16 protein-coding genes and 1 tRNA gene are annotated in these 22,721 nt (G+C 68.7%); 12 read left to right on the plus strand and 5 right to left on the minus strand.

The genetic code is table 11. The features are described from left to right. Window positions 1-207: 207 nt before the first annotated feature. Window positions 208-465 carry a zinc ribbon domain-containing protein gene (locus H7I87_RS28965; RefSeq protein ID WP_080708750.1) on the plus strand — a complete coding sequence of 86 codons (258 nt, stop codon included), beginning with the start codon at window positions 208-210 and terminating at the stop codon, window positions 463-465. Window positions 466-528: 63 nt separating this feature from the next. On the opposite strand, the gene H7I87_RS10215 is transcribed toward H7I87_RS28965, so the two are convergent. Both H7I87_RS10215 and H7I87_RS10220 read right to left on the minus strand, forming a co-directional pair. Continuing rightward, the gene (locus H7I87_RS10215; RefSeq protein ID WP_224119968.1) at window positions 529-789 is read right to left on the minus strand and encodes a site-specific integrase; all 261 of its coding nucleotides are present in this window, start codon (window positions 787-789) and stop codon (window positions 529-531) included. A 128-nt stretch (window positions 790-917) separates the two neighbouring features. Then, window positions 918-991 (minus strand) — tRNA-Arg (locus tag H7I87_RS10220). A gap of 184 nt (window positions 992-1,175) precedes the next feature. On the opposite strand from H7I87_RS10220, the gene lipQ reads away from it, so the two are divergent. From lipQ to H7I87_RS10270, 10 genes are all read left to right on the plus strand, one after another. Then, window positions 1,176-2,423 carry an esterase LipQ gene (gene lipQ, locus H7I87_RS10225; RefSeq protein WP_031349526.1) on the plus strand — a complete coding sequence of 416 codons (1,248 nt, stop codon included), beginning with the start codon at window positions 1,176-1,178 and terminating at the stop codon, window positions 2,421-2,423. Window positions 2,424-2,586: 163 nt separating this feature from the next. Continuing rightward, on the plus strand, window positions 2,587-4,056 hold the full coding sequence (locus H7I87_RS10230; RefSeq protein ID WP_085989677.1) for a WS/DGAT/MGAT family O-acyltransferase: 1,470 nt from the start codon (window positions 2,587-2,589) through the stop codon (window positions 4,054-4,056). Between the two features lie 62 nt (window positions 4,057-4,118). After that, window positions 4,119-5,858 carry an HAD-IB family hydrolase/lysophospholipid acyltransferase family protein gene (locus H7I87_RS10235; RefSeq protein WP_085989676.1) on the plus strand — a complete coding sequence of 580 codons (1,740 nt, stop codon included), beginning with the start codon at window positions 4,119-4,121 and terminating at the stop codon, window positions 5,856-5,858. After that, window positions 5,855-8,209 (plus strand): glycerol-3-phosphate 1-O-acyltransferase, encoded by a 2,355-nt coding sequence (locus tag H7I87_RS10240; protein WP_019733471.1) that lies wholly within the window; start codon window positions 5,855-5,857, stop codon window positions 8,207-8,209. The genes H7I87_RS10235 and H7I87_RS10240 overlap by 4 nt, the downstream gene beginning before the upstream one ends. Window positions 8,210-8,237: 28 nt before the next feature. Further along, a complete protein-coding gene (locus tag H7I87_RS10245) occupies window positions 8,238-10,307 on the plus strand; it encodes a bifunctional copper resistance protein CopD/cytochrome c oxidase assembly protein (protein ID WP_023861356.1) in 2,070 nt (689 codons plus the stop codon). A gap of 199 nt (window positions 10,308-10,506) precedes the next feature. Continuing rightward, window positions 10,507-10,989, plus strand: a complete 483-nt coding sequence (locus H7I87_RS10250) for a single-stranded DNA-binding protein (protein ID WP_003875830.1) — start codon at window positions 10,507-10,509, stop codon at window positions 10,987-10,989. A gap of 78 nt (window positions 10,990-11,067) precedes the next feature. Then, complete coding sequence (gene ettA, locus H7I87_RS10255; protein WP_003875831.1) at window positions 11,068-12,744, plus strand: energy-dependent translational throttle protein EttA; 1,677 nt, start codon at window positions 11,068-11,070, stop codon at window positions 12,742-12,744. 78 nt (window positions 12,745-12,822) lie between these two features. Continuing rightward, a complete protein-coding gene (locus H7I87_RS10260) occupies window positions 12,823-17,676 on the plus strand; it encodes an NAD-glutamate dehydrogenase (RefSeq protein WP_033724857.1) in 4,854 nt (1,617 codons plus the stop codon). Further along, on the plus strand, window positions 17,673-18,086 hold the full coding sequence (locus H7I87_RS10265) for an acyl-CoA thioesterase (protein ID WP_009975926.1): 414 nt from the start codon (window positions 17,673-17,675) through the stop codon (window positions 18,084-18,086). The genes H7I87_RS10260 and H7I87_RS10265 overlap by 4 nt, the downstream gene beginning before the upstream one ends. Then, window positions 18,074-18,745, plus strand: coding sequence for a DUF8010 domain-containing protein (locus H7I87_RS10270; protein WP_019732618.1), 672 nt, complete (start codon window positions 18,074-18,076; stop codon window positions 18,743-18,745). Before H7I87_RS10265 ends, H7I87_RS10270 begins: the two co-directional genes overlap by 13 nt. Window positions 18,746-18,815: 70 nt before the next feature. Here H7I87_RS10270 and H7I87_RS10275 read toward each other — a convergent pair whose 3' ends face one another. The 3 genes from H7I87_RS10275 to H7I87_RS10285 form a co-directional block, all read right to left on the minus strand. Continuing rightward, a complete protein-coding gene (locus H7I87_RS10275) occupies window positions 18,816-19,826 on the minus strand; it encodes a pyridine nucleotide-disulfide oxidoreductase (RefSeq protein WP_033726743.1) in 1,011 nt (336 codons plus the stop codon). A 72-nt stretch (window positions 19,827-19,898) separates the two neighbouring features. Further along, a complete protein-coding gene (locus H7I87_RS10280; protein WP_224112373.1) occupies window positions 19,899-21,512 on the minus strand; it encodes a glycoside hydrolase family 13 protein in 1,614 nt (537 codons plus the stop codon). After that, window positions 21,512-21,901 carry a globin gene (locus H7I87_RS10285; RefSeq protein ID WP_019733393.1) on the minus strand — a complete coding sequence of 130 codons (390 nt, stop codon included), beginning with the start codon at window positions 21,899-21,901 and terminating at the stop codon, window positions 21,512-21,514. Before H7I87_RS10285 ends, H7I87_RS10280 begins: the two co-directional genes overlap by 1 nt. 143 nt (window positions 21,902-22,044) lie before the next feature. Between H7I87_RS10285 and H7I87_RS10290 the strand changes: the two genes are divergently transcribed. After that, the gene (locus H7I87_RS10290; RefSeq protein WP_003875839.1) at window positions 22,045-22,692 is read left to right on the plus strand and encodes an HNH endonuclease; all 648 of its coding nucleotides are present in this window, start codon (window positions 22,045-22,047) and stop codon (window positions 22,690-22,692) included. The last annotated feature ends 29 nt before the right edge of the window (window positions 22,693-22,721 follow it).

Below are 22,721 nucleotides of genomic sequence, written 5' to 3' on the forward strand. Positions count from 1 at the left end.
GGGCCATCGCGATGTTCCTCTCGGTAGTGATCCTTGGTCGTTTCACCACAGAGACTCACGCGATGGCCCTCTACATCAGCACCGACACGCCGCCACTATTTACACCACGCCCCGGGACGTTCCCAGAATCGTGTAGCGCGAGCCGGACTATTCGCCTTACCAATTTAGCCGCGATTCGTTGCTGGCAGGCAATTCGGGAGGTTCGCAGTGGGACTACCCATAGTGTTGTGGAGCGTTTGGCTGGCCCTCACCGTCTACATCTTTAGTGTCGATGGTGTCGACATGGTTGCAAAGGGTGCCATGTCGTTTGGCGTTGCTGTTGCGGTAGTGGGCGTGCTGCTGAAGCGTGTGCCGGATACGAGCGTTGAAGGCCTTGTGAAGACATGCCCCGACTGCGCCGAAGACGTGAAATATGAAGCTAGAGTTTGCAAGCACTGCGGGTACCGCTTCTCCGACCGTCTCTAGTTTGCCTTCCGCTCTAGCGGCACAACGGTATCCGCTGTCAGCGGTACCGGCCGGGTAGAAGGGCTAGCTTTCCGCCGGTTTCGGAATTTTGAGCACGGCTCTGTAGATGTCCACAGTGGTGCTGATCTTCGCATGACCCAACCGGCGGCTCACGTCCCGAACGTCCTCGGTGGCCAGTGGAGAAACCGCTGCGCTATGGCGCGAGTCGTGCCGGCGCGAATGAGGGGGGAATCCTAGAGCCATTTCGCCCTTTTCCGCGGCCTGCGCCGCCGACAATCCGTCACTGATTACCGCCATCACGGCCCGATACAGCTGCTCAGCCACGGTCAACTCCCTCATCTAGGGAGTGTCAAGCATCAGCCGAAGTAACTGTCAAGCATCAGCCGAAACACTGTCAGGCATCACCCGAAGCCGAAACGTCAAGCATCAACCGAGGTCATACACGGTCTCGGTGCCCCCGGCACGACTCGAACGTGCGACCTAGGGATTAGAAGGCCCTTGCTCTATCCACCTGAGCTACGGAGGCAATACGCAGGTCAGTCTATCCAACCGCGCGCAGCTACCCGATTAGCCCGCGCCACGCGCCTGAAAGGCCTTCCCGCCCCGTGGGTATCGGTTATCGTGTGGACCTCGACACACGTTCATCATCGGTCGGCAACGGGCCGTTAACCGAACGAGGCGTGTGCATGACGTCGAGGGGTGACGTGGCAATGAGCGTGGCCGGCGATCTCACTTCGCGCTGCTCCTGGGCCGGCGCCCAGGCGGCCCGCCTGGCGGCCGAGGCCCGGGACGTCTATCAACTCGGCAATCTGGTGCTGCGCGGCGGGCCGTTCGCGCTGGGCTGTTTCGCCGGTTGGCTTTTCACGGAGTTTCCGCCGCACGTGCTCACCGGACACGCGCTGTCGCGGGTCTCGCATCCCTCCATCGGCCGGGTGGGCAAAACACTGGCCGCGCAGCGCGCCGACCACACCCTGACCGCGGCGCTGCAGGAGTCGCTCGGCCCCGATTTCCGGGACCAGGTATGCCACCCGACCAGCGTGGCGTCGGTGTGCGCCCGGCGGGGTGGCCTGCTGGGCCGGCCGGGGCCGCACCGCCGCTACGCGGCGCAGACGTCCGACATCTCCTACGGTCCGGGCGGGCGCGACAACCTGCTGGACATCTGGCGGCGCGACGACCTGGCGCCCGGCTGCCGGGCACCGGTGCTGATCCAGGTGCCCGGCGGCGCGTGGGCGCTCAACGGCCGGCGCCCGCAGGCCTACACGCTGATGAGCCGGATGGTGCAGCTCGGCTGGATCTGCGTCTCGATCGACTACAGCAAGAGTCCGCGCAGCACCTTCCCGGCGCACCTGATCGACGTCAAACGGGCGATCGCCTGGGTGCGGGAGAACATCGCCGACTACGGCGGGGACCCCGACTTCATCGCGATCACCGGCGGTTCGGCCGGCGGGCACCTGGCCTCGCTGGCCGCGCTCACCCCCAACGACCCAGCCTTTCAGCCCGGCTTCGAAAACGCCGACACCGCCGTGCAGGCCGTCGCGCCCTATTACGGCGTCTACGACTTCACCGACTTCGAGAACATGCACCCGCTGATGGTCCCGTTCCTCGAGCAGTTCGTGCTCAAGGCCCGCTACGCCGACGACCCGCAGCGGTTCGCCGCCGCCTCGCCGATCTCCTACGTGCACGCCGACGCGCCGCCGTTCTTCGTGTTGCACGGCCAGAAGGACGAACTGGTGCCCAGCGGCCAGGCCCGGGCGTTCTGCGCGGCGCTGCGCGCGGCCGGCGCCCGCACGGTGGGCCACGCCGAACTGAGCAACGCGCACCACGCCTTCGACATCACCCCTACCGTCCGGTCCCGGCTGGCCGCCGACGCCGTCGCCGATTTCCTGGGCGTGGTCTACGGGCGGCGCGTCAGCTCGCTGGTGGATTCGCTGCCGCTGCCGGCGACTTCCGCCAGTTGAACGCCGGCTGAGCCGCAGTCGAGCGCCGGCTGAGCCACAGTCTTCGCCGCTTCTTTCACCAGCGCGGCAACCCGACTAGCGTTGTGGAGACCACCGCGGCGGACGGGTGCAAGGCAGGAGGCTTGATCGACGGTGACAAGGTTGGCGCGTCGAGCTGATGACCATGACTGAGTCCGTCGAGACGATCAAATTGTCCGACGAGCTCGGGCCGGTCGACTACCTCATGCATCGGGGCGAGGCGAATCCCCGAACCCGGTCGGGCATCATGGCGCTGGAGCTCCTCGACACCACCCCGGACTGGCAGCAGTTCCGGGCGCGATTCGAAAACGCCTCCCGGCGGGTGCTGCGGCTGCGGCAGAAGGTGGTGGTGCCGACCCTGCCCACCGCCGCGCCGCGCTGGGTCATCGATCCCGACTTCAACCTCGATTTCCACGTGCGCCGGGTGCGGGTCGCCGAACCCGGCACGCTGCGTGAGGTATTCGACCTCGCCGAGCTCATCCTGCAGTCGCCGATGGACATCTCCCGGCCGCTGTGGACGGCCACCCTGGTCGACGGTCTGGCCGACGGGAAAGCCGCGACGCTGCTGCACGTCAGCCACGCCGTCACCGACGGTGTCGGCGGGGTCCAGATGTTCGCCGAAATCTATGACCTGGAACGCAATCCACCGCCCAAGCCGCCGCCGCCGCTGCCCGTCCCGCAAGACCTGTCGCCCAATGACCTGATGCGGCAAGGCATTAACCACCTGCCGTTCGCGGTGGTGGGCGGTGTCGTGAGCGCGCTGTCCGGGGCGGTGTCGGTGGCCGGTCGGGCGGTGCTGGAGCCGGCGTCCACCGTGTCGGGGATCGTCGGGTACGCCATGTCGGGCATGCGGGTGCTCAACCGGGCCGCCGAGCCGTCGCCGCTGCTGCGCCGGCGCAGCCTGGCCACCCGCAGCGAAGCGATCGACATCCCGCTCGCCGACCTGCACAAGGCCGCCAAGGCCGGCGGCGGATCGATCAACGACGCGTACCTCGCCGGGCTGTGCGGCGCCTTGCGGCGCTACCACGAGGCGTTCGGAGTGCCGATCAGCACGCTGCCGATGGCGGTGCCGGTCAACCTGCGCGCCGAGGCCGACACCGCCGGCGGCAACCGGTTCACCGGGGTCAACCTGGCCGCTCCGATCGGCACCGTCGACCCGGTCTCCCGGATGAAGAAGATCCGCGCCCAGATGACCCAGCGCCGCGACGAGCCCGCGATGAACATCATCGGCTCGCTGGCACCGGTGCTCAGCGTGTTGCCCACCGCGGTGCTGGAAGGGATCACCGGCTCGGTGATCGGCTCCGACGTGCAGGCCAGCAACGTTCCCGTCTTCCCCGGAGACACCTACATCGCCGGCGCAAAGGTGTTGCGCCAGTACGGGATCGGCCCGCTTCCCGGTGTGGCGATGATGGTGGTGCTGATCTCCCGGGGTGGATGGTGCACCATCACGGTGCGCTACGACCGGGCCTCGGTGCGCGACGAGGCGTTGTTCGCCCAGTGCCTGCTGGAGGGTTTCGACGAGATCCTGGCCCTGGCCGGTGACGGCGCGCCGCGCGCGGTGCCCGCCTCGTTCACGGAGTCCGCCGTGTCGGCGCGATCGGCCAGCGGCTCATGAGCGATTCGCGTCAGCCGGCACCGCAGCGCGGCACCGAGGATTCCGGGCCGCGGGAGACCGACATGCGGCTGCCGGGCTCGGTGGCCGAGATCATGGCGAGTCCCCCCGGGCCCAGGATCGGCGCGTTCTTCGATCTGGACGGCACCCTGGTCGCCGGGTTCACCGCGGTCATCCTGACCCAGGAGCGGCTGCTGCGCCGCGACATGGGGGTGGGGGAGCTGCTGGGCATGGTGCAGGCCGGCCTCAGCCACACCCTGGGCCGTATCGAGTTCGAGGACCTGATCGGCAAGGCCGCGGCGGCCCTGGCCGGACGGCTGATCGACGACCTGGAAGAGATCGGCGAGCGGATGTTCGTCCAGCGGATCGAATCCCGGATCTACCCGGAGATGCGCGAGCTGGTGCGCGCCCACATGGCGCGCGGGCACACCGTGGTGCTCAGCTCGTCGGCGCTGACCATCCAGGTGAACCCGGTCGCGCGGTTCCTCGGCATCCCCAACACCCTCACCAACAAATTCGAGACCACCGAAGACGGCATCCTGACCGGTGGCCTGGAAAAGCCGATTCTGTGGGGACCGGGCAAAGCCGCTGCGGTGCAACGCTTTGCGGCCGAGCACGACATCGATCTCAAAGAGAGCTACTTCTACGCCGACGGTGACGAGGACGTCGCCCTGATGTATCTGGTCGGCAATCCGCGGCCGACCAATCCCGAGGGCAAGATGGCGGCCGTCGCCAAGCGCCGCGGTTGGCCGATCCTGCGGTTCAGCAGCCGCGGCCCGGTGGGTCTGCGGCGGCAGTTGCGCACCCTCGCCGGATTCGGGTCGATGTTCCCGGTCGCGGCCGGTGCGGTGGGCGTCGGTGTGCTGACCCGCAACCGGCGCCGCGGCGTCAACTTCTTCACCTCCACGTTCTCCCAGTTGTCGCTGGCCATCGCCGGGGTGCACCTCAACGTCATCGGCAAGGAGAACCTGACCGCCCAACGCCCCGCGGTCTTCATCTTCAACCACCGCAACCAGGTCGACCCGGTGATCGCCGGGGCGCTGGTGCGCGACAACTGGGTTGCGGTGGGCAAGAAGGAACTCGAGAAGGACCCGGTGATGGGCACGCTGGGCAAGTTGCTGGACGGCGTGTTCATCGACCGCGACGACCCCGCCGCCGCGGTGGAGACGCTGCACACGGTCGAAGACCGGGCCCGCAACGGCCTGTCGATCCTGATCGCCCCCGAGGGTACCCGGGTCGACACCACCGAGGTCGGCCCATTCAAGAAGGGGCCCTTCAGGATTGCGATGGCCGCCGGGATCCCGATCGTGCCGATCGTGATCCGCAACGCCGAACTCGTCGCCGCCCGGAACTCGACCGTCATCAACCCCGGCACCGTCGACGTGGCCGTCTTTCCGCCGATCTCGGTGCAGGACTGGACACTTGACACGCTGCCGGAGCGCATCGCCGAGGTGCGCCAGCTCTATCTGGACACCCTGGCCAACTGGCCGGTAGGCGAACTCCCCGAGGTCGACCTGTACGCGGAGAAGAAAGCGGCGCAAAAGGCGCGCAGCCGGGCCGCCAAAAGCCCCGCGACAAGCCCTGCCAAAACCCCCGCCAAGAAATCGGCGGCGAAGAAGACCGCGGCCACCTCGGCGGCCAAGACGCGCGCGAAAAAGACTGCGGCCGAACCGAAGTCGCGCACCACCCCGGCCGCACCGAACCCGGAAGCCGCCGCGTCGCACAACGGGGAAGTGAGCCCCTCCCGCGCTACCGATCCGATCGGCGCCGACCCACCCGAAGCGCCGCCCCGAGGGCGTCCGTGACCGAACCGGCGGCAGACGCCAGCGCGCTGCTCACCGAACAAGACTCGCTGGTGTTGGCGTCCATGGCCTCCCCGGTCGAGGTGGACCTGGTCACCGCCTGGCTGGAGCAGCGGCGCGCCGGCCACCCGGGTGCGCAATTCGAGCTGGTCAAACTGCCCGCGCTGGACGCGCCGCCGACGGAGATGACCGCGCTGGCCGAGCGTCTCGAGGCCGGCGACGACCGCTCGGTGGTGCCGGTGCGGGTGTTCTGGCTGCCGCCGCCGGATCGCGGGCGAATCGCCAAGCTGGCCGGGCTGTTTCCCGGCCGCGACCCCTACCACCCCAACCAGCGTCTGCAAGCACAGATCCTGCGCCGCGCCCCGCAGCGGGCCCGGGTGGTGGCCGGTGAGGCGGCCACCGTCTCCGAACTGCGCCGCCAGTGGCGCGACACCACCGTCGGCGACGACCAGCGCGACTTCGCCCAATTCGTCATCCGCCGCGCCATCTTGGCGATGGAGCGGGTCGAATACCGGATACTGGGACCGCAATACAAGTCGCCGCGACTGGTGAAGCCGGAGATCTTGGCGTCCAACAGGTTTCGAGCCGGGCTGGCGAAGATCCCGGGCGCCACCGTCGAGGAAGCCGGGAAGATGCTCGACGAGCTCGCCACCGGGTGGAGCCGGGCATCGGTCGATTTGGTCTCGGTGCTCGGCCGGTTGATCAGCCGTGGCTTCGACCGCGAGATCGACTACGACGAATACCAGGTGGCGGCGATGCGCACCGCTCTGGAAGCTCACCCCGCGGTGCTGCTGTTCTCGCACCGGTCCTACATCGACGGCGCGGTGGTGCCGGTGGCCATGCAGGAGAACCGGTTACCGCCGGTGCACGTCTTCGCCGGCATCAACCTGTCGTTCGGGGCGATGGGGCCGCTGCTGCGGCGCTCCGGTGTCATCTTCATCCGCCGCAACATCGGCAACGACCAGCTCTACAAGTACGTCCTGCGCGAATACGTCGGCTACATCGTCGAGAAGCGGTTCAACCTGAGCTGGTCCATCGAGGGCACCCGCTCGCGCACCGGCAAGATGCTGCCGCCCAAACTCGGCCTGCTGTCCTACGTTGCCGACGCCTACCTGGACGGTCGCAGCGAAGACATTCTGCTGCAACCGGTTTCGATCAGCTTCGATCAGCTGCACGAGACCGCGGAGTATGCCGCCTACGCTCGCGGTGGTGAGAAGACGCCCGAAGGCGTGGGCTGGCTGTACAACTTCATCCGGGCGCAGGGCGAACGCAACTACGGCAAGATCTACGTCCGATTCCCCGAGGCCGTGTCGATGCGCCAATACCTGGGTGCGCCGCACGGCCCGCTGGCGCAGGACCCCGACGCCAAACGCCTTGCGCTGCAGAAGATGTCCTTCGAAGTCGCCTGGCGGATCCTGCAGGCGACCCCGGTGACGGCGACCGGGCTGGTGTGCGCGCTGCTGCTGACCACCCGCGGCGCGGCGTTGACCCTGCGCCAACTGCATCACACCCTGCAGGACTCGCTGGATTACCTGGAACGCAAACAGAATCCGATGTCGACCAGTGCCCTGCGGCTGCGCTCGCCGGACGGTGTGCGGGCGGCGGTGGACGCGCTGTCCAACGGGCACCCCATCACCCGGGTCGACGGCGGCCGGGAGCCGGTGTGGCAGATCACGCCCGAACACCAGCACGCCGCGGCGTTCTACCGCAACTCGGTGATCCATGCCTTTCTGGAGACCTCCATCGTCGAACTGGCGCTGGCACACGCCAAGCACGTCGACGGCGACCGCATGCAGGCCTTCTGGGACCAGGCGATGCGGCTGCGCGATCTGCTCAAGTTCGACTTCTACTTCGCGGACTCGGCGACGTTCCGGGACAACATCGCCGAAGAGATGGCCTGGCACGACAATTGGGAGGACCACGTCGCCGCCGGCGGCGACGAGATCGACGCGCTGCTGTTCGCCAAGCGGCCGCTGATGGCCGAAGCGATGCTGCGGGTGTTCTTCGAGGCCTACGAGATCGTCGCCGACGTGCTGCGGGACGCCCCGGCGGACATCGGGCACAAGGAACTGACGCAGCTGGCCCTGGGGGTGGGCCGGCAGTACGTGGCACAAACCCGGATCCGCAGCAGCGAATCGGTGTCGACCCTGCTGTTCGCCACCGCGCGTCAGGTCGTCGAGGACCAGGACCTGATAGCGGCCGCCCCGGACCTGGCCGAACGACGGGACGCGTTCCTGCGCGAGCTGCGCGCCATCCTGCAGGACTTCGACTACGTCGGCCGCATCGCGCGCGAGCAGTTCGTGGCCCGGGAGGCCAAGGCGCGTCGGGAGAGCCTGGACAGCCGACCGGGATAGCCGACCGCCCCGCCAATACCCTGGGGGGATGACCGTCGCCCCGCCGGCCGGCACCGCCTCGACCGAGGCCGTCCCGCAGCACCGCACGCAGGTGTGGCCGGTGCTGGCCGGCGTCGCCGTGCTGGCCGGCTGCACGGCCGCAGGGATCGGCACGCTGTCGCTGGCGAGCGCGTTGACCGCGACCGGGCTGCCCGACCCGGGCCCGGTGACCACCCTGGGACTGCCCTTCCTGCGCGCGGCCGGCGAGATCGCCGCGGTGCTCGCGGTCGGCTCCTTCCTGTTCGCCGCCTTCCTGGTGCCGCCGCAACCCAGCGGTGTGCTCGACGCCGACGGCTACCGGGCGCTGCGACTGGGCACCGTCGCGTCCGGGGTGTGGGCGGTGTGCGCCGCCCTGCTGGTCCCGCTCACCCTGTCGGACGTGTCCGGTCACCCCGTCGCCGACCTGCGCCCCGCCCAGATGTGGTCGCTGGCCGGTCTCATCACCACCGCCTCGGCCTGGCGCTGGACCGCTATCCTGGCCGCGGCCATCGCGCTGGCCAGCCTGCCGGTGCTGCGCTGGTCGTGGGCCCCGGTGCTGCTGGCCGCGTCGCTGACGACGCTGATCCCGCTCGGCCTGACCGGGCATTCGTCCGCCGGCGGCTCGCACGACCTGGCCACCAACGGCCTGCTGATCCACCTGGTCGCCGCCGCCCTGTGGGCCGGCGGCTTGCTGGCCCTGCTGGCCTATGCGCTGCGCGGCGGTCAGGGCGGCGGTCACCTGGGCCTGGCGACGCGGCGCTTCTCGGCCATCGCGCTGTGGTGTTGGGTCGCCATGGCGCTGAGCGGACTGGTCAACGCCGCGGTGCGGGTCCAGCCGAGCGACCTGCTGGCCACCGGCTACGGCCGGCTGGTGCTGGCCAAAGCCGCGGCGCTGTGCCTGCTGGGCGGCGTGGGTTGGCGTCAGCGGCGGGTGAATGTGGCGGCGCTGCAAGCGGTTTCGACTCTCGCGCGGGCGCGCCGCGCGCTGCTGCGGCTGACCCTGATCGAGGCCGCGCTGTTCGGCCTGACCTTCGGCATCGCCGTCGGGCTGGGCCGCACCGCGCCCCCACCGCCGCCGGCCCGGTTGCCCTCGATCGCCGAGGCCGAGATCGGCTACGACTTCGACGGACCGCCGACGCTGACGCGCATCCTGTTCGACTGGCGCTTCGACCTGATCTTCGGCACCGCCGCCATCGTCCTGGCCGGGCTGTATGTCGCCGGTGTGGTGCGGCTGCGCCGCCGCGGCGACCGCTGGCCACCGGGCCGCATGTCGTCCTGGCTGCTCGGCTGCCTGGTGTTGCTGTTCGTCACGTCGTCGGGGGTCGGCCGCTACATGCCGGCCATGTTCAGCATGCACATGGTGGTGCACATGTGCCTGTCCATGCTGGTGCCGATCCTGCTGGCGCTGGGCGCCCCGGTCACCCTGGCGTTACGCGCGCTGCCCGCCGCCGGCCGCGGCGATCCGCCGGGACCGCGCGAATGGCTGTTGGCCGCGCTGCACAGCCGGTTCTCCCGGTTGCTCACCAACCCCGTGGTGGCCACCGTGCTGTTCGTGGCCGGTTTCTACGGGCTGTATCTGTCCAACCTGTTCGACACCACCGCGAGCAGTCATGCCGGGCACCTGCTGATGAACCTGCACTTCCTGCTCAGCGGCTACCTCTTCTACTGGGTGGTGATCGGGGTGGACCCGACGCCGCGGCCGATCCCGCCGCTGGCCAAGCTGGCCGTGGTGTTCGCCTCGCTGCCGCTGCACGCCTTCTTCGGGGTGGTGCTGATGGGAACCCGGAAGGTGCTGGGCGCCGACTACTACCGCTCGCTGGGCTTCAGCTGGCACACCGATCTGCTCGGCGATCAACGGCTGGGCGGCGGCATCGCCTGGTCGGCGGGCGAATTCCCGCTGGTGATCGTCATGCTGGCGCTGCTGGTGCAGTGGGCGCGCAGCGACCGGCGCACCGCCAAGCGGCTGGACCGGGCCGCCGACCGCGACGACGACGCCGAGCTGGCGGCCTACAACGCGATGCTCGCCCAGCTGGCCGGGCGGGACAAGCCGGGCGAAGGGTCCGCGACCGGTCAGGCGTAGTGATACCGGGCCTGCAGGATCTGCAGGTCGTGAACTCGCCGATTCATCCACAGTCGCCGTTCCTTCCACAGGTTCGCGGCCCGGGGCGCGTCGGGCCCTCGCCTCGTCGGTGCCGCCGGGCTTACTGGCGGCCATGAGAACGGTGACGCGCTCAGGAGCCCGTCGCCACGCCAGAGAAACACCAGGAAGGGATCAGCCCATGTTCGAAACCCCGCTGACCGTGGTCGGCCACATCGTCAACAACCCCGAACGACGCCAGGTCGGCGCCCAGGAGGTCATCAAGTTTCGCGTCGCGAGCAATTCACGCCGCCGCACCGCCGACGGCGGCTGGGAGCCGGGCAACTCGCTGTTCATCAACGTCAATTGCTGGGGCCGGCTGGTCACCGGGGTGGGCGCCGCGCTGGGCAAGGGCGCACCGGTGATCGTGGTGGGCCACGTCTACACCAGCGAGTACGAGGACCGCGACGGCAACCGTCGCTCGTCGCTGGAGATGCGGGCAACCTCCGTCGGGCCCGATGTGTCCCGGGCGATCGTGCGCATCGAGAAGCCCGGCTACACCGGTCCCAGCACCGACGAGGCCACCCCGGCCGCGGCGGAGGCGGCCGACGCCGCTGGTGAGGACGCCGATCGCGGCGACACCGTCGAGCCCGTCGACACGGGCCCGGTGCCACTGTCCGCTTAGCTGCGGGATCCGCCCACCGCGCGATGCCTAGGATGGTCCGCGAGATCACTCGCTAAATCAGAAAGGCACAACCGCGGCATGGCTGAGTTCATCTACACGATGAAGAAGGTCCGCAAGGCGCACGGCGACAAGGTGATCCTGGACGACGTCACGTTGAGCTTCTATCCAGGCGCCAAGATCGGTGTCGTCGGCCCTAACGGCGCCGGTAAGTCGAGCGTCTTGCGGATCATGGCGGGCCTGGACAAGCCGAACAACGGTGAAGCCTTCCTGGCCACCGACGCCACCGTCGGCATCCTGCAACAGGAGCCGCCGCTGAACGAGGAGAAAACCGTTCGCGGCAACGTCGAGGAGGGCCTGGGCGAGATCAAGGTCAAGCTCGACCGCTTCAACGAGGTCGCCGAGTTGATGGCCACCGACTACTCCGACGAGTTGATGGAGGAGATGGGCCGGCTGCAGGAGGAGCTCGACCACGCCGACGCCTGGGACCTCGATTCGCAGCTCGAGCAGGCGATGGACGCGCTGCGCTGCCCGCCGCCCGACGACCCGGTGACGAACCTGTCCGGTGGCGAGCGCCGCCGGGTGGCACTGTGCAAGCTGCTGCTGTCCAAGCCCGACCTGCTGTTGCTGGACGAGCCCACCAACCACCTGGACGCCGAAAGCGTGCAGTGGCTCGAACAGCACCTGGCGGCCTACGCGGGCGCGGTGCTGGCGGTCACCCACGACCGCTACTTCCTGGACAACGTCGCGCAATGGATTCTCGAACTCGACCGCGGCCGCGCCTACCCCTACGAGGGCAACTATTCGACCTATCTGGAGAAGAAGGCCGACCGCCTGGCGGTGCAGGGCCGCAAGGACGCCAAGCTGCAGAAGCGGCTGAGCGAGGAGCTGGCCTGGGTGCGGTCCGGGGCCAAGGCGCGTCAGGCCAAGAGCAAGGCCCGCCTGCAGCGCTACGAGGAGATGGCGGCCGAGGCGGAGAAGACGCGCAAGCTCGACTTCGAGGAGATCCAGATCCCGGTCGGGCCCCGGCTGGGCAACGTGGTGGTCGAGGTCGAACACCTGGACAAGGGCTACGACGGGCGGACCCTGATCAAGGACCTGTCCTTCACCCTGCCGCGCAACGGCATCGTCGGCGTCATCGGCCCCAACGGGGTCGGCAAGACCACGCTGTTCAAGACCATCGTCGGGCTGGAACAACCCGACAGCGGCACCGTCAAGGTCGGCGAAACGGTCAAGCTCAGCTACGTCGACCAGGCCCGCGCCGGGATCGACCCGAAAAAGACGGTGTGGGAGGTCGTCTCGGACGGGCTGGACTACATCGAGGTCGGCCAGAACGAAGTGCCGTCGCGCGCCTACGTGTCGGCGTTCGGGTTCAAGGGGCCGGATCAGCAGAAGCCGGCCGGCGTGCTGTCCGGCGGCGAACGCAACCGGCTCAACCTGGCGCTCACCCTCAAGCAGGGCGGCAACCTGATCCTGCTGGACGAGCCGACCAACGACCTGGACGTCGAGACCCTGGGCTCGCTGGAGAATGCGCTGGTGAATTTCCCGGGCTGCGCGGTGGTCATCTCGCACGACCGCTGGTTCCTGGACCGCACCTGCACGCACATCCTGGCCTGGGAGGGTGACGACGACAACGAGGCCAAGTGGTTCTGGTTCGAGGGCAACTTCGGAGCGTACGAGGAGAACAAGATCGAACGGCTCGGCGCCGAAGCGGCCCGGCCGCACCGAGTGACCCACCGGAAGCTGACGCGCGACTAGTGTCAGCTCTGCCCCGCGCCGTCGAGAAACGGGGTGTTCGAGCGCATTGACAACCGTCGGCAGTTGGGAGCAATCGGCATGACGATCGATCCCAGAGCTCAGCAGGATCTCAAGCCGTGGACGACCTTCACCCGACAGCAGGACATCCCCGAGTGGATCTCGAAAGCCTATGTGGAGAGCTATCGCGGTCCGCATAGCGACGAATCCGGGGGCGCCGAGGCCGGGCCCATCGACCTGACGGTCCCGACGGCGATCGTCACCCCGGCCATGCTCAGCGCGCACTACCGGCTCGGGCTGCATCGCCCCGACGGCGAAAGCCGGGTCGCCGTCTACCCGGCCGACGATCCCGCCGGGTTCGGGCCGGCGCTGCAGGTCGTCACCGACCACGGCGGCATGCTGATGGACTCGGTCACGGTGCTGCTGCACCGCCTCGGCGTCCCCTACACGGCCATCATGACGCCGGTGTTCGACGTGCACCGCAGTCCCGACGGCGACCTGCTCAGCTTCGAACCCAAGCCGCAGGGCGCCCCGCAGTACGCCGGCGAGGCCTGGATCCACGTGCAGCTGCTGCCGTCCGTTGACAGCAAGGGCCTCACCGAGGCGGAGCGGCTGCTGCCCAAGGTGCTGGCCGACGTCCAGCAGGTGGCCAGCGACGCCTCGGCCCTGATCGCCGTGCTCGACGAGCTGGCCGCCGCGGTGGAAGCCAACCGTGACAACCACTTCTCGGCGCCGGACCGCGACGACGTCGCCGCGCTGCTGCGCTGGCTGGGCAACGGCAATTTCCTGCTGCTGGGTTATCAGCGCTGCCGGGTGCACGACGGCCTGGTCTCCGGCGACGGCTCACCGGGGTTGGGCGTGCTGCGCACCCGCACCGGGTCACGGCCCCGGCTCACCGACGACGACCGGCTGCTGGTGTTGGCGCAATCCGTGGTGGGCAGCTACCTGCGCTACGGCGCCTACCCGTATGCGATCGCGGTCCGCGAGTACGTCGACGCCGCGGTGATCGAGCACCGCTTCGTCGGGCTGTTCACCGTTGCCGCCATGAACGCCGACGTGCTGGAGATTCCCACCATCTCCCGCCGCGTCCGCGAGGCGCTGGCCATGGCCGACAGCGACCCGATCCATCCCGGCCAGCTGCTGCTCGACGTCATCCAAACCGTGCCCCGCTCGGAACTGTTCACGCTGAGCTCCGAGCGGCTGCTGGCGATGGCCAAAGCGGTGGTGGACCTGGGGCCGCAACGAAACGCGTTGCTGTTCCTGCGCGCCGACAGCCTGCAGTACTTCGTCTCCTGCCTGGTCTACCTGCCGCGCGACCGCTACACCACCGCGGTGCGGCTGCAGATCGAAGACATCCTGGTCCGCGAATTCGGCGGCACCCGACTGGAATTCACCGCCCGGGTCAGCGAATCCCCTTGGGCGCTCATGCATTTCATGGTTCGCCTGCCCACCGACGATCCCGCCGCCAAGCCCGTGGACGTCTCAGAGGACAACCGGGTCCGCATCCAGGGCCTGCTGAGCGAAGCGGCCCGCACCTGGACCGACCGGCTGGTCGCGGCCGCCGCCGAGGGCGCGGTGGGGCACGCCGATGCGGAGTACTACGCGGACGCTTTCCCCGAGGTCTACAAGCAAGCCATCAGCCCGGCCGATGCGATCGGTCACATCGCCATCATCAAAGAGCTGCAAGACAATTCGGTCAAGCTGGTGTTCACCGACGGCGAGGACGGATCGGCGCAGCTGACCTGGTTCCTGGGCGGGCGCACGGCCTCGCTGAGCCAGTTGCTGCCGATGCTGCAAAGCATGGGTGTGGTGGTGCTCGAAGAGCGGCCGTTCACCGTCACCCGCTCCGACGGGCTGCCGGTGTGGATCTACCAGTTCAGGATCTCACCGCACCCGACCATCGAGCTGGCGTCCACGCCGGACGAGCGCGACGCGATGGCCGAGCGATTCGCCGACGCCGTCACCGCGATCTGGCAGGGCCGCCTCGAGGTCGACCGCTTCAACGAACTGGTGATGCGCGCCGGCCTGCGCTGGCAGCAGGTGGTGCTGCTGCGCGCCTACGCAAAGTACTTGCGGCAGGCCAACTTTCCCTACAGCCAGTCCTACATCGAGGCGGTGCTCAACGAGCATCCGTCCACCGCCCGCTCCTTGGTGGCGCTGTTCGAGGCGCTGTTCGACCCCGACCCCGACTCCTCGGCGGGCCGCGACGCGCAGGCGGCCGCCGCGGCGGTGGCCGCCGACATCGACGCGCTGGTCAGCCTGGACACCGACCGCATCCTGCGGGCGTTCGCGTCGCTGGTGCAGGCCACGCTGCGGACCAATTACTTTGTCACCCGCGAGGGTTCGGCCCGTGCGCGCAACGTGTTGGCGATCAAGCTGGACGCCCAGCTGATCGACGAGCTGCCCCTGCCGCGCCCCAAGTACGAGATCTTCGTCTACTCGCCCCGGGTCGAGGGCGTGCACCTACGGTTCGGGCCGGTGGCCCGCGGCGGGCTGCGCTGGTCGGACCGCCGCGACGACTTCCGCACCGAAATCCTGGGGCTGGTCAAGGCGCAAGCCGTCAAGAACGCCGTCATCGTGCCGGTCGGGGCCAAGGGCGGCTTCGTCGTCAAGCGGCCGCCGCTGCCCAGCGGGGACGGCGCCGCCGACCGCGACGCCACCCGCGCCGAGGGGGTGGCCTGCTATCAGCTGTTCATCTCGGGCCTGCTCGACGTCACCGACAACGTCGACCACGCGACCGGAAAGGTCAGCCCGCCACCGGAAGTGGTGCGCCGCGACGGCGACGACGCCTACCTGGTGGTGGCGGCCGACAAGGGCACCGCCACCTTCTCCGACATCGCCAACGACGTCGCCAAGTCGTACGGATTCTGGCTGGGTGACGCGTTCGCCTCCGGCGGGTCGGTCGGCTACGACCACAAGGCCATGGGCATCACCGCCCGGGGCGCCTGGGAGGCGGTCAAACGGCACTTCCGGGAGATGGGCGTCGACACCCAGACCGAGGACTTCACCGTGGTGGGAATCGGCGACATGAGCGGCGACGTGTTCGGCAACGGCATGCTGCTGTCCAAGCACATCCGGCTCCTGGCCGCCTTCGACCACCGACACATCTTCCTCGACCCGAACCCCGACGCCGCGGCGTCCTGGGAGGAACGCCGCCGCATGTTCGAGCTGCCCCGGTCCAGCTGGGACGACTACGACAAGTCCCTGATCAGCGAGGGCGGCGGGGTGTACAGCCGCGAGCACAAATCCATTCCGGTCAGCCCCCAGGTCCGCGACGCGCTGGGCTTGGGCGGCTCAGGCGGCGGCGACGTCACCGAGATGACCCCGCCCAACCTGATCAAGGCGATCCTGCAGGCGCCGGTGGACCTGCTGTTCAACGGCGGCATCGGCACCTACATCAAGGCCGAGTCCGAGTCGGACGCCGACGTCGGCGACCGCGCCAACGATCCGGTGCGGGTCAACGGATCCTCGGTGCGCGCCAAGGTGATCGGCGAAGGCGGCAACCTCGGGGTGACGGCGCTGGGCCGCGTCGAGTTCGACCTGTCCGGCGGCCGGATCAACACCGACGCGATGGACAACTCCGCCGGCGTGGACTGCTCCGACCACGAGGTCAACATCAAGATCCTGATCGACTCGCTGGTCACCGCGGGCAAGGTCAAGCCGCAGGAGCGCAAACCGCTGCTGGAGTCGATGACCGACGAGGTTGCCGCGCTGGTGCTCACCGACAACGAGGACCAGAACGACCTGATCGGCACCAGCCGGGCCAACGCGCCCAGCCTGCTGCCGGTGCACGCCCGGCAGATCCAGTACCTGGTCGACGAGCGCGGCCTCAACCGCGAGCTGGAAGCGCTGCCGTCGGAAAAGGAGATTCAGCGCCGCGCCGAGGCCGGGATCGGCCTCACCTCACCCGAACTGTGCACGCTGATGGCGCACGTGAAACTGGACCTCAAAGAACAGATGCTGCAGACCGAGCTCACCGAGCAGGATGTGTTCGCGTCCCGATTGCCGCTGTACTTCCCGACGCCGCTGCGGCACCGGTTCACCCCGGAGATCCGCGCGCATCAGCTGCGCCGCGAGATCGTGGCCACCATGCTGATCAACGAGCTGGTGGACGCCGCCGGCATCAGCTACGCCTTCCGGATCGTCGAGGACGTCGGCGTATCGGCGGTGGACGCGGTGCGCACCTACGTGGCCACCGATGCCATCTTCGGTGTGGGGGAGATCTGGCGCCGCATCCGCGCCGCGAATCTGCCTGTGGCGCTGTCGGATCGGCTCACCCTGGATACCCGGCGGCTGATCGACCGGGCCGGCCGCTGGCTGCTCAACTACCGTCCCCAGCCGTTGGCGGTGGGCGCCGAGATCAACCGATTCGCCGCCAAGGTCAAGGCGCTGACACCGCGCATGTCGGAATGGCTGCGCGGGGACGACAAGGCCATCGTCGAAAAGGAAGCCGCCGAGTTCGAGTCCCAGGGCGCCCCCCGTGACCTGGCCTACCTGGTGGCCGCCGGTCTCTACCGGTTCAGCCTGCTCGACATCATCGACATCGGCGACATCAACGACATCGACGCCGCCGAGGTCGCCGACACCTATTTCGCGCTGATGGACCGGCTCGGCACCGACGGCCTGCTGACCGCGGTGTCCGAGCTGCCGCGCAACGACCGGTGGCACTCTTTGGCGCGCTTGGCGATTCGCGACGACATCTACGCCTCGCTGCGCTCGCTGTGCTTCGATGTGCTGGCGGTGGGCGAGCCCGACGAGAGCGGCGAAGAGAAGATCGCCGAGTGGGAACACCTGTCCGCCTCCCGGGTCGAGCGGGCCCGCCGCACACTGATCGAGATCCAGGAAAGCGGGGCCAAGGATCTCGCGACGCTGTCCGTCGCCGCGCGACAAATCCGTCGCATGACCCGCACCAGCGGAAGAGGTTCATCGAGTTGAGCGTCGGATTCGTCGCGGCCGTGCCAGTGCGCTGGTCGGATATCGACATGTACCAGCACGTCAACCACGCCACCATGGTCACCATCCTGGAGGAGGCGCGGGTTCAGTTCCTGCGGGAGGCGTTCGAGGTCGACATCCTGACCATCGGGCTGCTCATCGCCGAGGTCAAGGTGACCTACAAAGGCCAACTGCGGCTTGTGGATTCGCCGCTGCAGGTGACCATGTGGACCAAGCGGCTGCGGGCGGTCGACTTCACGCTGGGCTACGAGGTGCGCTCGGTCAACGCCGACCCCGAGTCCCGGCCGGCCGTCATCGCCGAATCGCAACTGGCCGCCGTGCACATCGAAGAGGAGCGGCTGGTGCGGCTCTCACCGCAACATCGAGAGTATCTGCAGCGGTGGATTCGGTAGCCGAGCGCGGGCTGTGGCTGGACGCCCAGTCACGGGCCGCCCACCGCGCCGACCTGGCCGCGTTCGTCGACCGCGCGCTGCGGCTCGACGACGCCGCGATCATCCGTCTGCGCACCCGTTCCCCGGGACTTCTCACCGCCTGGGTGGCAACGGGTTTCGACGTCCTGGCCAGCAGGGTGGTGGCCGGCGAGGTGCGGCCCGCGGATCTGTCGGTCGGGGCGGACGCGCTCGCGCGCGGCCTGGCCGCGATGGACGACTCGGGCTACGTCGATCCGGGCTTCGCGATGGACTCCGCGTGGCGCGGGGCGCTGCCCCCGGAATCCGGCTTCACCCACCTCGAGGACATACCCGCCGGGGTGATGCTCGACCTGGCCCAGCAGGGCGCGCGACTTGCCAAGCAGCACAGCAGTTCTCACGGCCCACCGGTTTCCCTGTTGGATCAGGAGGTCATCCAGGTGAGCTCCGGCGACGTAGAGGTGGGCCTGCCGATGCGGTGCGTGTTCGCGTTGACCGCCATGGGTTTTCTGCCCCAATCGCCCGACGCGGTCGACGCCGGCGAGTTGATCCGGGTGCGCATCCTGCCGACCTGGTTGCGGCTGGACGCGCGGTTCGGTTCGGTGTACCGGCGCCGCGGCGATCCCGCGCTGCTGCTGGGCTGAGCGACGCGGAGCCGGCGCCGGAAAACGGATCAGGCTGAGTTTAATGCTGACCGACCTGCGGTCGCGCGGATCAGGGGCCGTAGCGCAGCCACAGCGGCAGCACCGCGTCCAGGTAGTCCATGAACTTCTTCAGCCCCACCCGGAATTGCCCGTAGCCGTACGGGTCTTCGGCGTACTGGGGGAACGCGATGCCCACCCCGAACAGGCCGGGAGCAAGGATCCCGGTGGTCGGGTTGTAGTCCAGCCGGCCCCATTGCGGCGTCTCGGGCAACGTTCTGCGCTCGAAGCCGACGGTGTAGACCACCCGGTCGCAGCGTGCCAGATTCTCGGCGAACTCCGGGCTGGACACCAGACACCGGTGCAGCCGTTCCGGCAGCACCCCGTCTATGTTCTCCCGCGCCCACACCGCGGCCTGGCCCTTCAGGCCGGTGTCGTCGAAGAGAATCCAATCATCGAAGTAGACAGCGTATTTCAGCGGGCTCCGGTAGAAGTTGATCACCTTTTCGACCGGCTGGCGCAGCAGGTTGGGCAGCACGATCATCGACGAGTGCGATGAACCGAACACGCCCATTGTCGCCCCGGAAAGCGGTTGGCGCGCGAGCTTTTCGGGATCCAGCGCGACTTCCACCGGAATCTCCTCCAGGCCGGGGTGGCAAAGCTTTCTGGGCACCGCCCCGACCGCCAGGATCACGTTTCTGGAGAAGATCTCGCGCTGCTCGGTCTCGATCCGCCACCGCCGGTCCGACAGGTACAGCGCGGTGGCGGTGGTGGTGACGGTGTCGACCCGCTCGCGCAGCTGCCGGGTGACCCACAGCAGGGGTTCGGCCACCAGCGCCAGCGCGCAGGTTTCGCCGGCGTCGATTTCCCGCAGCGGCATGGGCGGTGCCTCGGAGAACCGAAATGACTTGCAGCCGTTGAAGTATTCGAGAAACAGCCCGGCGTGCGTGTTGCTGGACACCGATCGCCACTTCTGGCCGATGTCTCCGGCGGCGAAGGCGGGGTCGATCCAGGCGATGCTGTCCGCCCCGTGATCGAGCAGCCGGCCCACCGCCGCGATGCCCGCCGGCCCGGCGCCGATCACTGTCCACTCGTAGCAAGCCATGGGTCAACATATAGAGCAGCGGGCGGCGAAATGCTCGCCCCGGCCGCACCGCTAGGCCAGCCAGGCCGCCGCGTCCGGGGGCAGCTTCCCGTCCAGCAGCGGCGCGCTCGCCAGCACCAGTTCGCCCGGCGGCAGCGGCACGGGCTGCTCGCCGCTGTTGAGGGCGCACACCAGCCCGCCGGGACGCCGGAACGTCACCGCATCGGCGGTCGCCTCCAGCCACTCGACGCCGTCGCCATCGAATTCCACACGGCGCCTTCGCAATTCGAGGGCCCGCCGGAAGAACGACAACGTCGAGTCGGGGTCGTCGCGCTGCTTTTGCACCGTCAGCGCCGCCCACTCCTTCGGCATCGGCAGCCAGGTGTCGGTGCGCGAGGAGAACCCGAACGGGGGAGCCTGGCCCGACCAGGGCATCGGCACCCGGCATTTGTCCCGGCCCCGCTCGGTGTGTCCCGAGCGCTCCCAGGTCGGGTCCTGCAGCACCTCGTCGGGCAACTCGACGTCGGGCAGGCCCAGCTCCTCGCCGTTGTAGATGAACACCGCGCCGGGCAGGGCGAGCATCACCATCGCCATCGCGCGGGCGCGGCGCAGCCCGACCTCGCCGCCGCCGTAGCGGGTGACCTCCCGGCCGACGTCGTGGTTGGACAGCGTCCAGGTCGGGGTGGCCTCCTGCAGGGCGGTGGCGGCCAGCGAGTTCTGGATCGCGTCGTGGATCTGGGCGGCGTCGAAGTCGATCTTGGTCAGCCGGAAGTTGAACCCCAGATGCAGTTCGTCGGGCCGCAGGTACTCCGCCCAGCGGACGTTGTCAGTGACCCACACCTCGCCGACGGTCACCGCGCCCGGATAGTCGTTGACCACCTTGCGGATGTCGCGGTGGATGTCGTGCACGCTCGGGTGGTTGAAGCGCGGGTCGTCGTCGCTGTGGTGCAACACCTTGGACTCGAGGTCCGGCGAATCCGGCAGGCCGGCCGGTTTGGCCATGCCGTGCGCCACGTCGATGCGGAAGCCGTCCACGCCGCGCTCCAGCCAGAACCGCAGCGTCTTCTCGAAGTCGTCGAAGACGTCCGGGTGCTCCCAGTTCAGGTCGGGCTGCTCGGTGTCGAACAGGTGCAGATACCACTGGCCGGGATTGCCGTCGGGTTCGAGCACCCGGGTCCAGGCCGACCCGCCGAACACCGAGGTCCAGTTGTTCGGCGGCAGCTCGCCGTCCGCGCCGCGGCCGTCCCGGAAGAAGTAGCGCTGCCGGGCGTCGGAACCCGGCCCGGCGGCCAGCGCCGCCTGGAACCACGGATGCGCCGAGCTGGTGTGGTTGGGCACCACGTCCATGGTGATCTTGATGCCCCGCCGGTGCGCCGCGGCGATCAGCCGTTCGATCGCGGCCATCCCGCCGAACAGCGGGTCGATGTCGCGCGGGTCGGCGACATCGTAGCCGTGGTCGGCCATCGGGGAGACGGTGACCGGATTGAGCCAGATCGCGTCGACGCCCAGTTGCTCGAGGTGGTCCAGATGCGCCGTCACCCCGTCGATGTCGCCGACGCCGTCGCCGTCGCTGTCGGCGAACGACCTCGGATACACCTGATAGAACACCGCGCTCGACCACCACGGCTTGGATTGCATTGCACCCCGCTCGGTTTCGTGGACTGACATCACTTCGTGGGCTGACATCACAACGGAGAGTTCACCAGCGAGTGCGCGGCCATCTCCAGATAGTCGAGCAGCTCGCGACGGTGCTCGTCGTCCAGTGTCTTCGAGTCGATCGACGCCACCGCCGTGTGCATGCAGCGCAGCCAGGCGTCGCGGGCCAGGGGAGTGATCCGGAACGGCGCGTGACGCATCCGCAGCCGCGGATGCCCGCGCCGGTCCGAGTAGGTGCGCGGGCCGCCCCAATACTGCTCGAGGAACATCCGCAGCCGTTCCTCGGCGCCCTCGAGGTCATCGAGCGGATACAGCTCGCGCAGGATCTCGTCCTCGGGCACCTGGGCGTAAAACCGCGACACGATCGCCTGAAACGTCTCGGCACCGCCGACCGCGTCGTAAAAGCTCACCTGATCCATCGCCGTCCATTGTGGTGCATCCGCGCCGTCACGCACCGGAGCGGCCCGAGCCCACTCCGGCTGTTCACCGGATCGACACGGCGTTCACCTGCAATAGGCGTGCGATTGGCGGCGAATCATGGTGGACTGTTCGCGGAGGATCTATGGCGCAGGGCAAGAAGCGCCGCCGCCACCGCAGCCAGGTGGCCGCGGCAGGGTTGACCGGGCCCCCGACCGCGTCCTCACTGCACAGTGTTGAAACCCATCCGCCCACCCGCCCGGATAGCACGTCCATCTGGAGTCGCCGGCGGGTGCTGCTGCTGAATTCCACCTACGAGCCGCTGACCGCGCTGCCGATGCGGCGCGCCATCGTCATGGTGATCTGCGGCAAGGCCGACGTGGTGCATCACGATCCGGCGGGCCCGGTCATCCACTCGGCGACCAGCTCGATCGTGATGCCGTCGGTGATCCAGCTGCGCAGCTACGTCCGGGTGCCCTACCGGGCACGGGTCCCGATGACCCGCGCCGCGCTGATGCACCGCGACCGGTTCTGCTGCGCCTACTGCGGGGCCAAGGCCGACACCGTCGACCACGTGGTGCCGCGCAGCCGCGGGGGTGATCACTCCTGGGAGAACTGCGTCGCCTGCTGCTCGACGTGCAACCACCGCAAGGGCGACAAACTGCTCAACGAGCTCGGCTGGACGCTGCGCCGGCCGCCGCTGCCGCCCACCGGCCAACACTGGCGGCTGCTGTCGACGGTCAAGGAGCTGGACCCGGCCTGGGCCCGATATCTCGGTGAAGGTGCGGCCTGAGCCACATTCCGGTGTCCGGACGAGTGCAG

Origin of the sequence: Mycobacterium timonense (assembly GCF_025821985.1) — a bacterium.
Classification (GTDB): domain Bacteria; phylum Actinomycetota; class Actinomycetes; order Mycobacteriales; family Mycobacteriaceae; genus Mycobacterium; species Mycobacterium avium.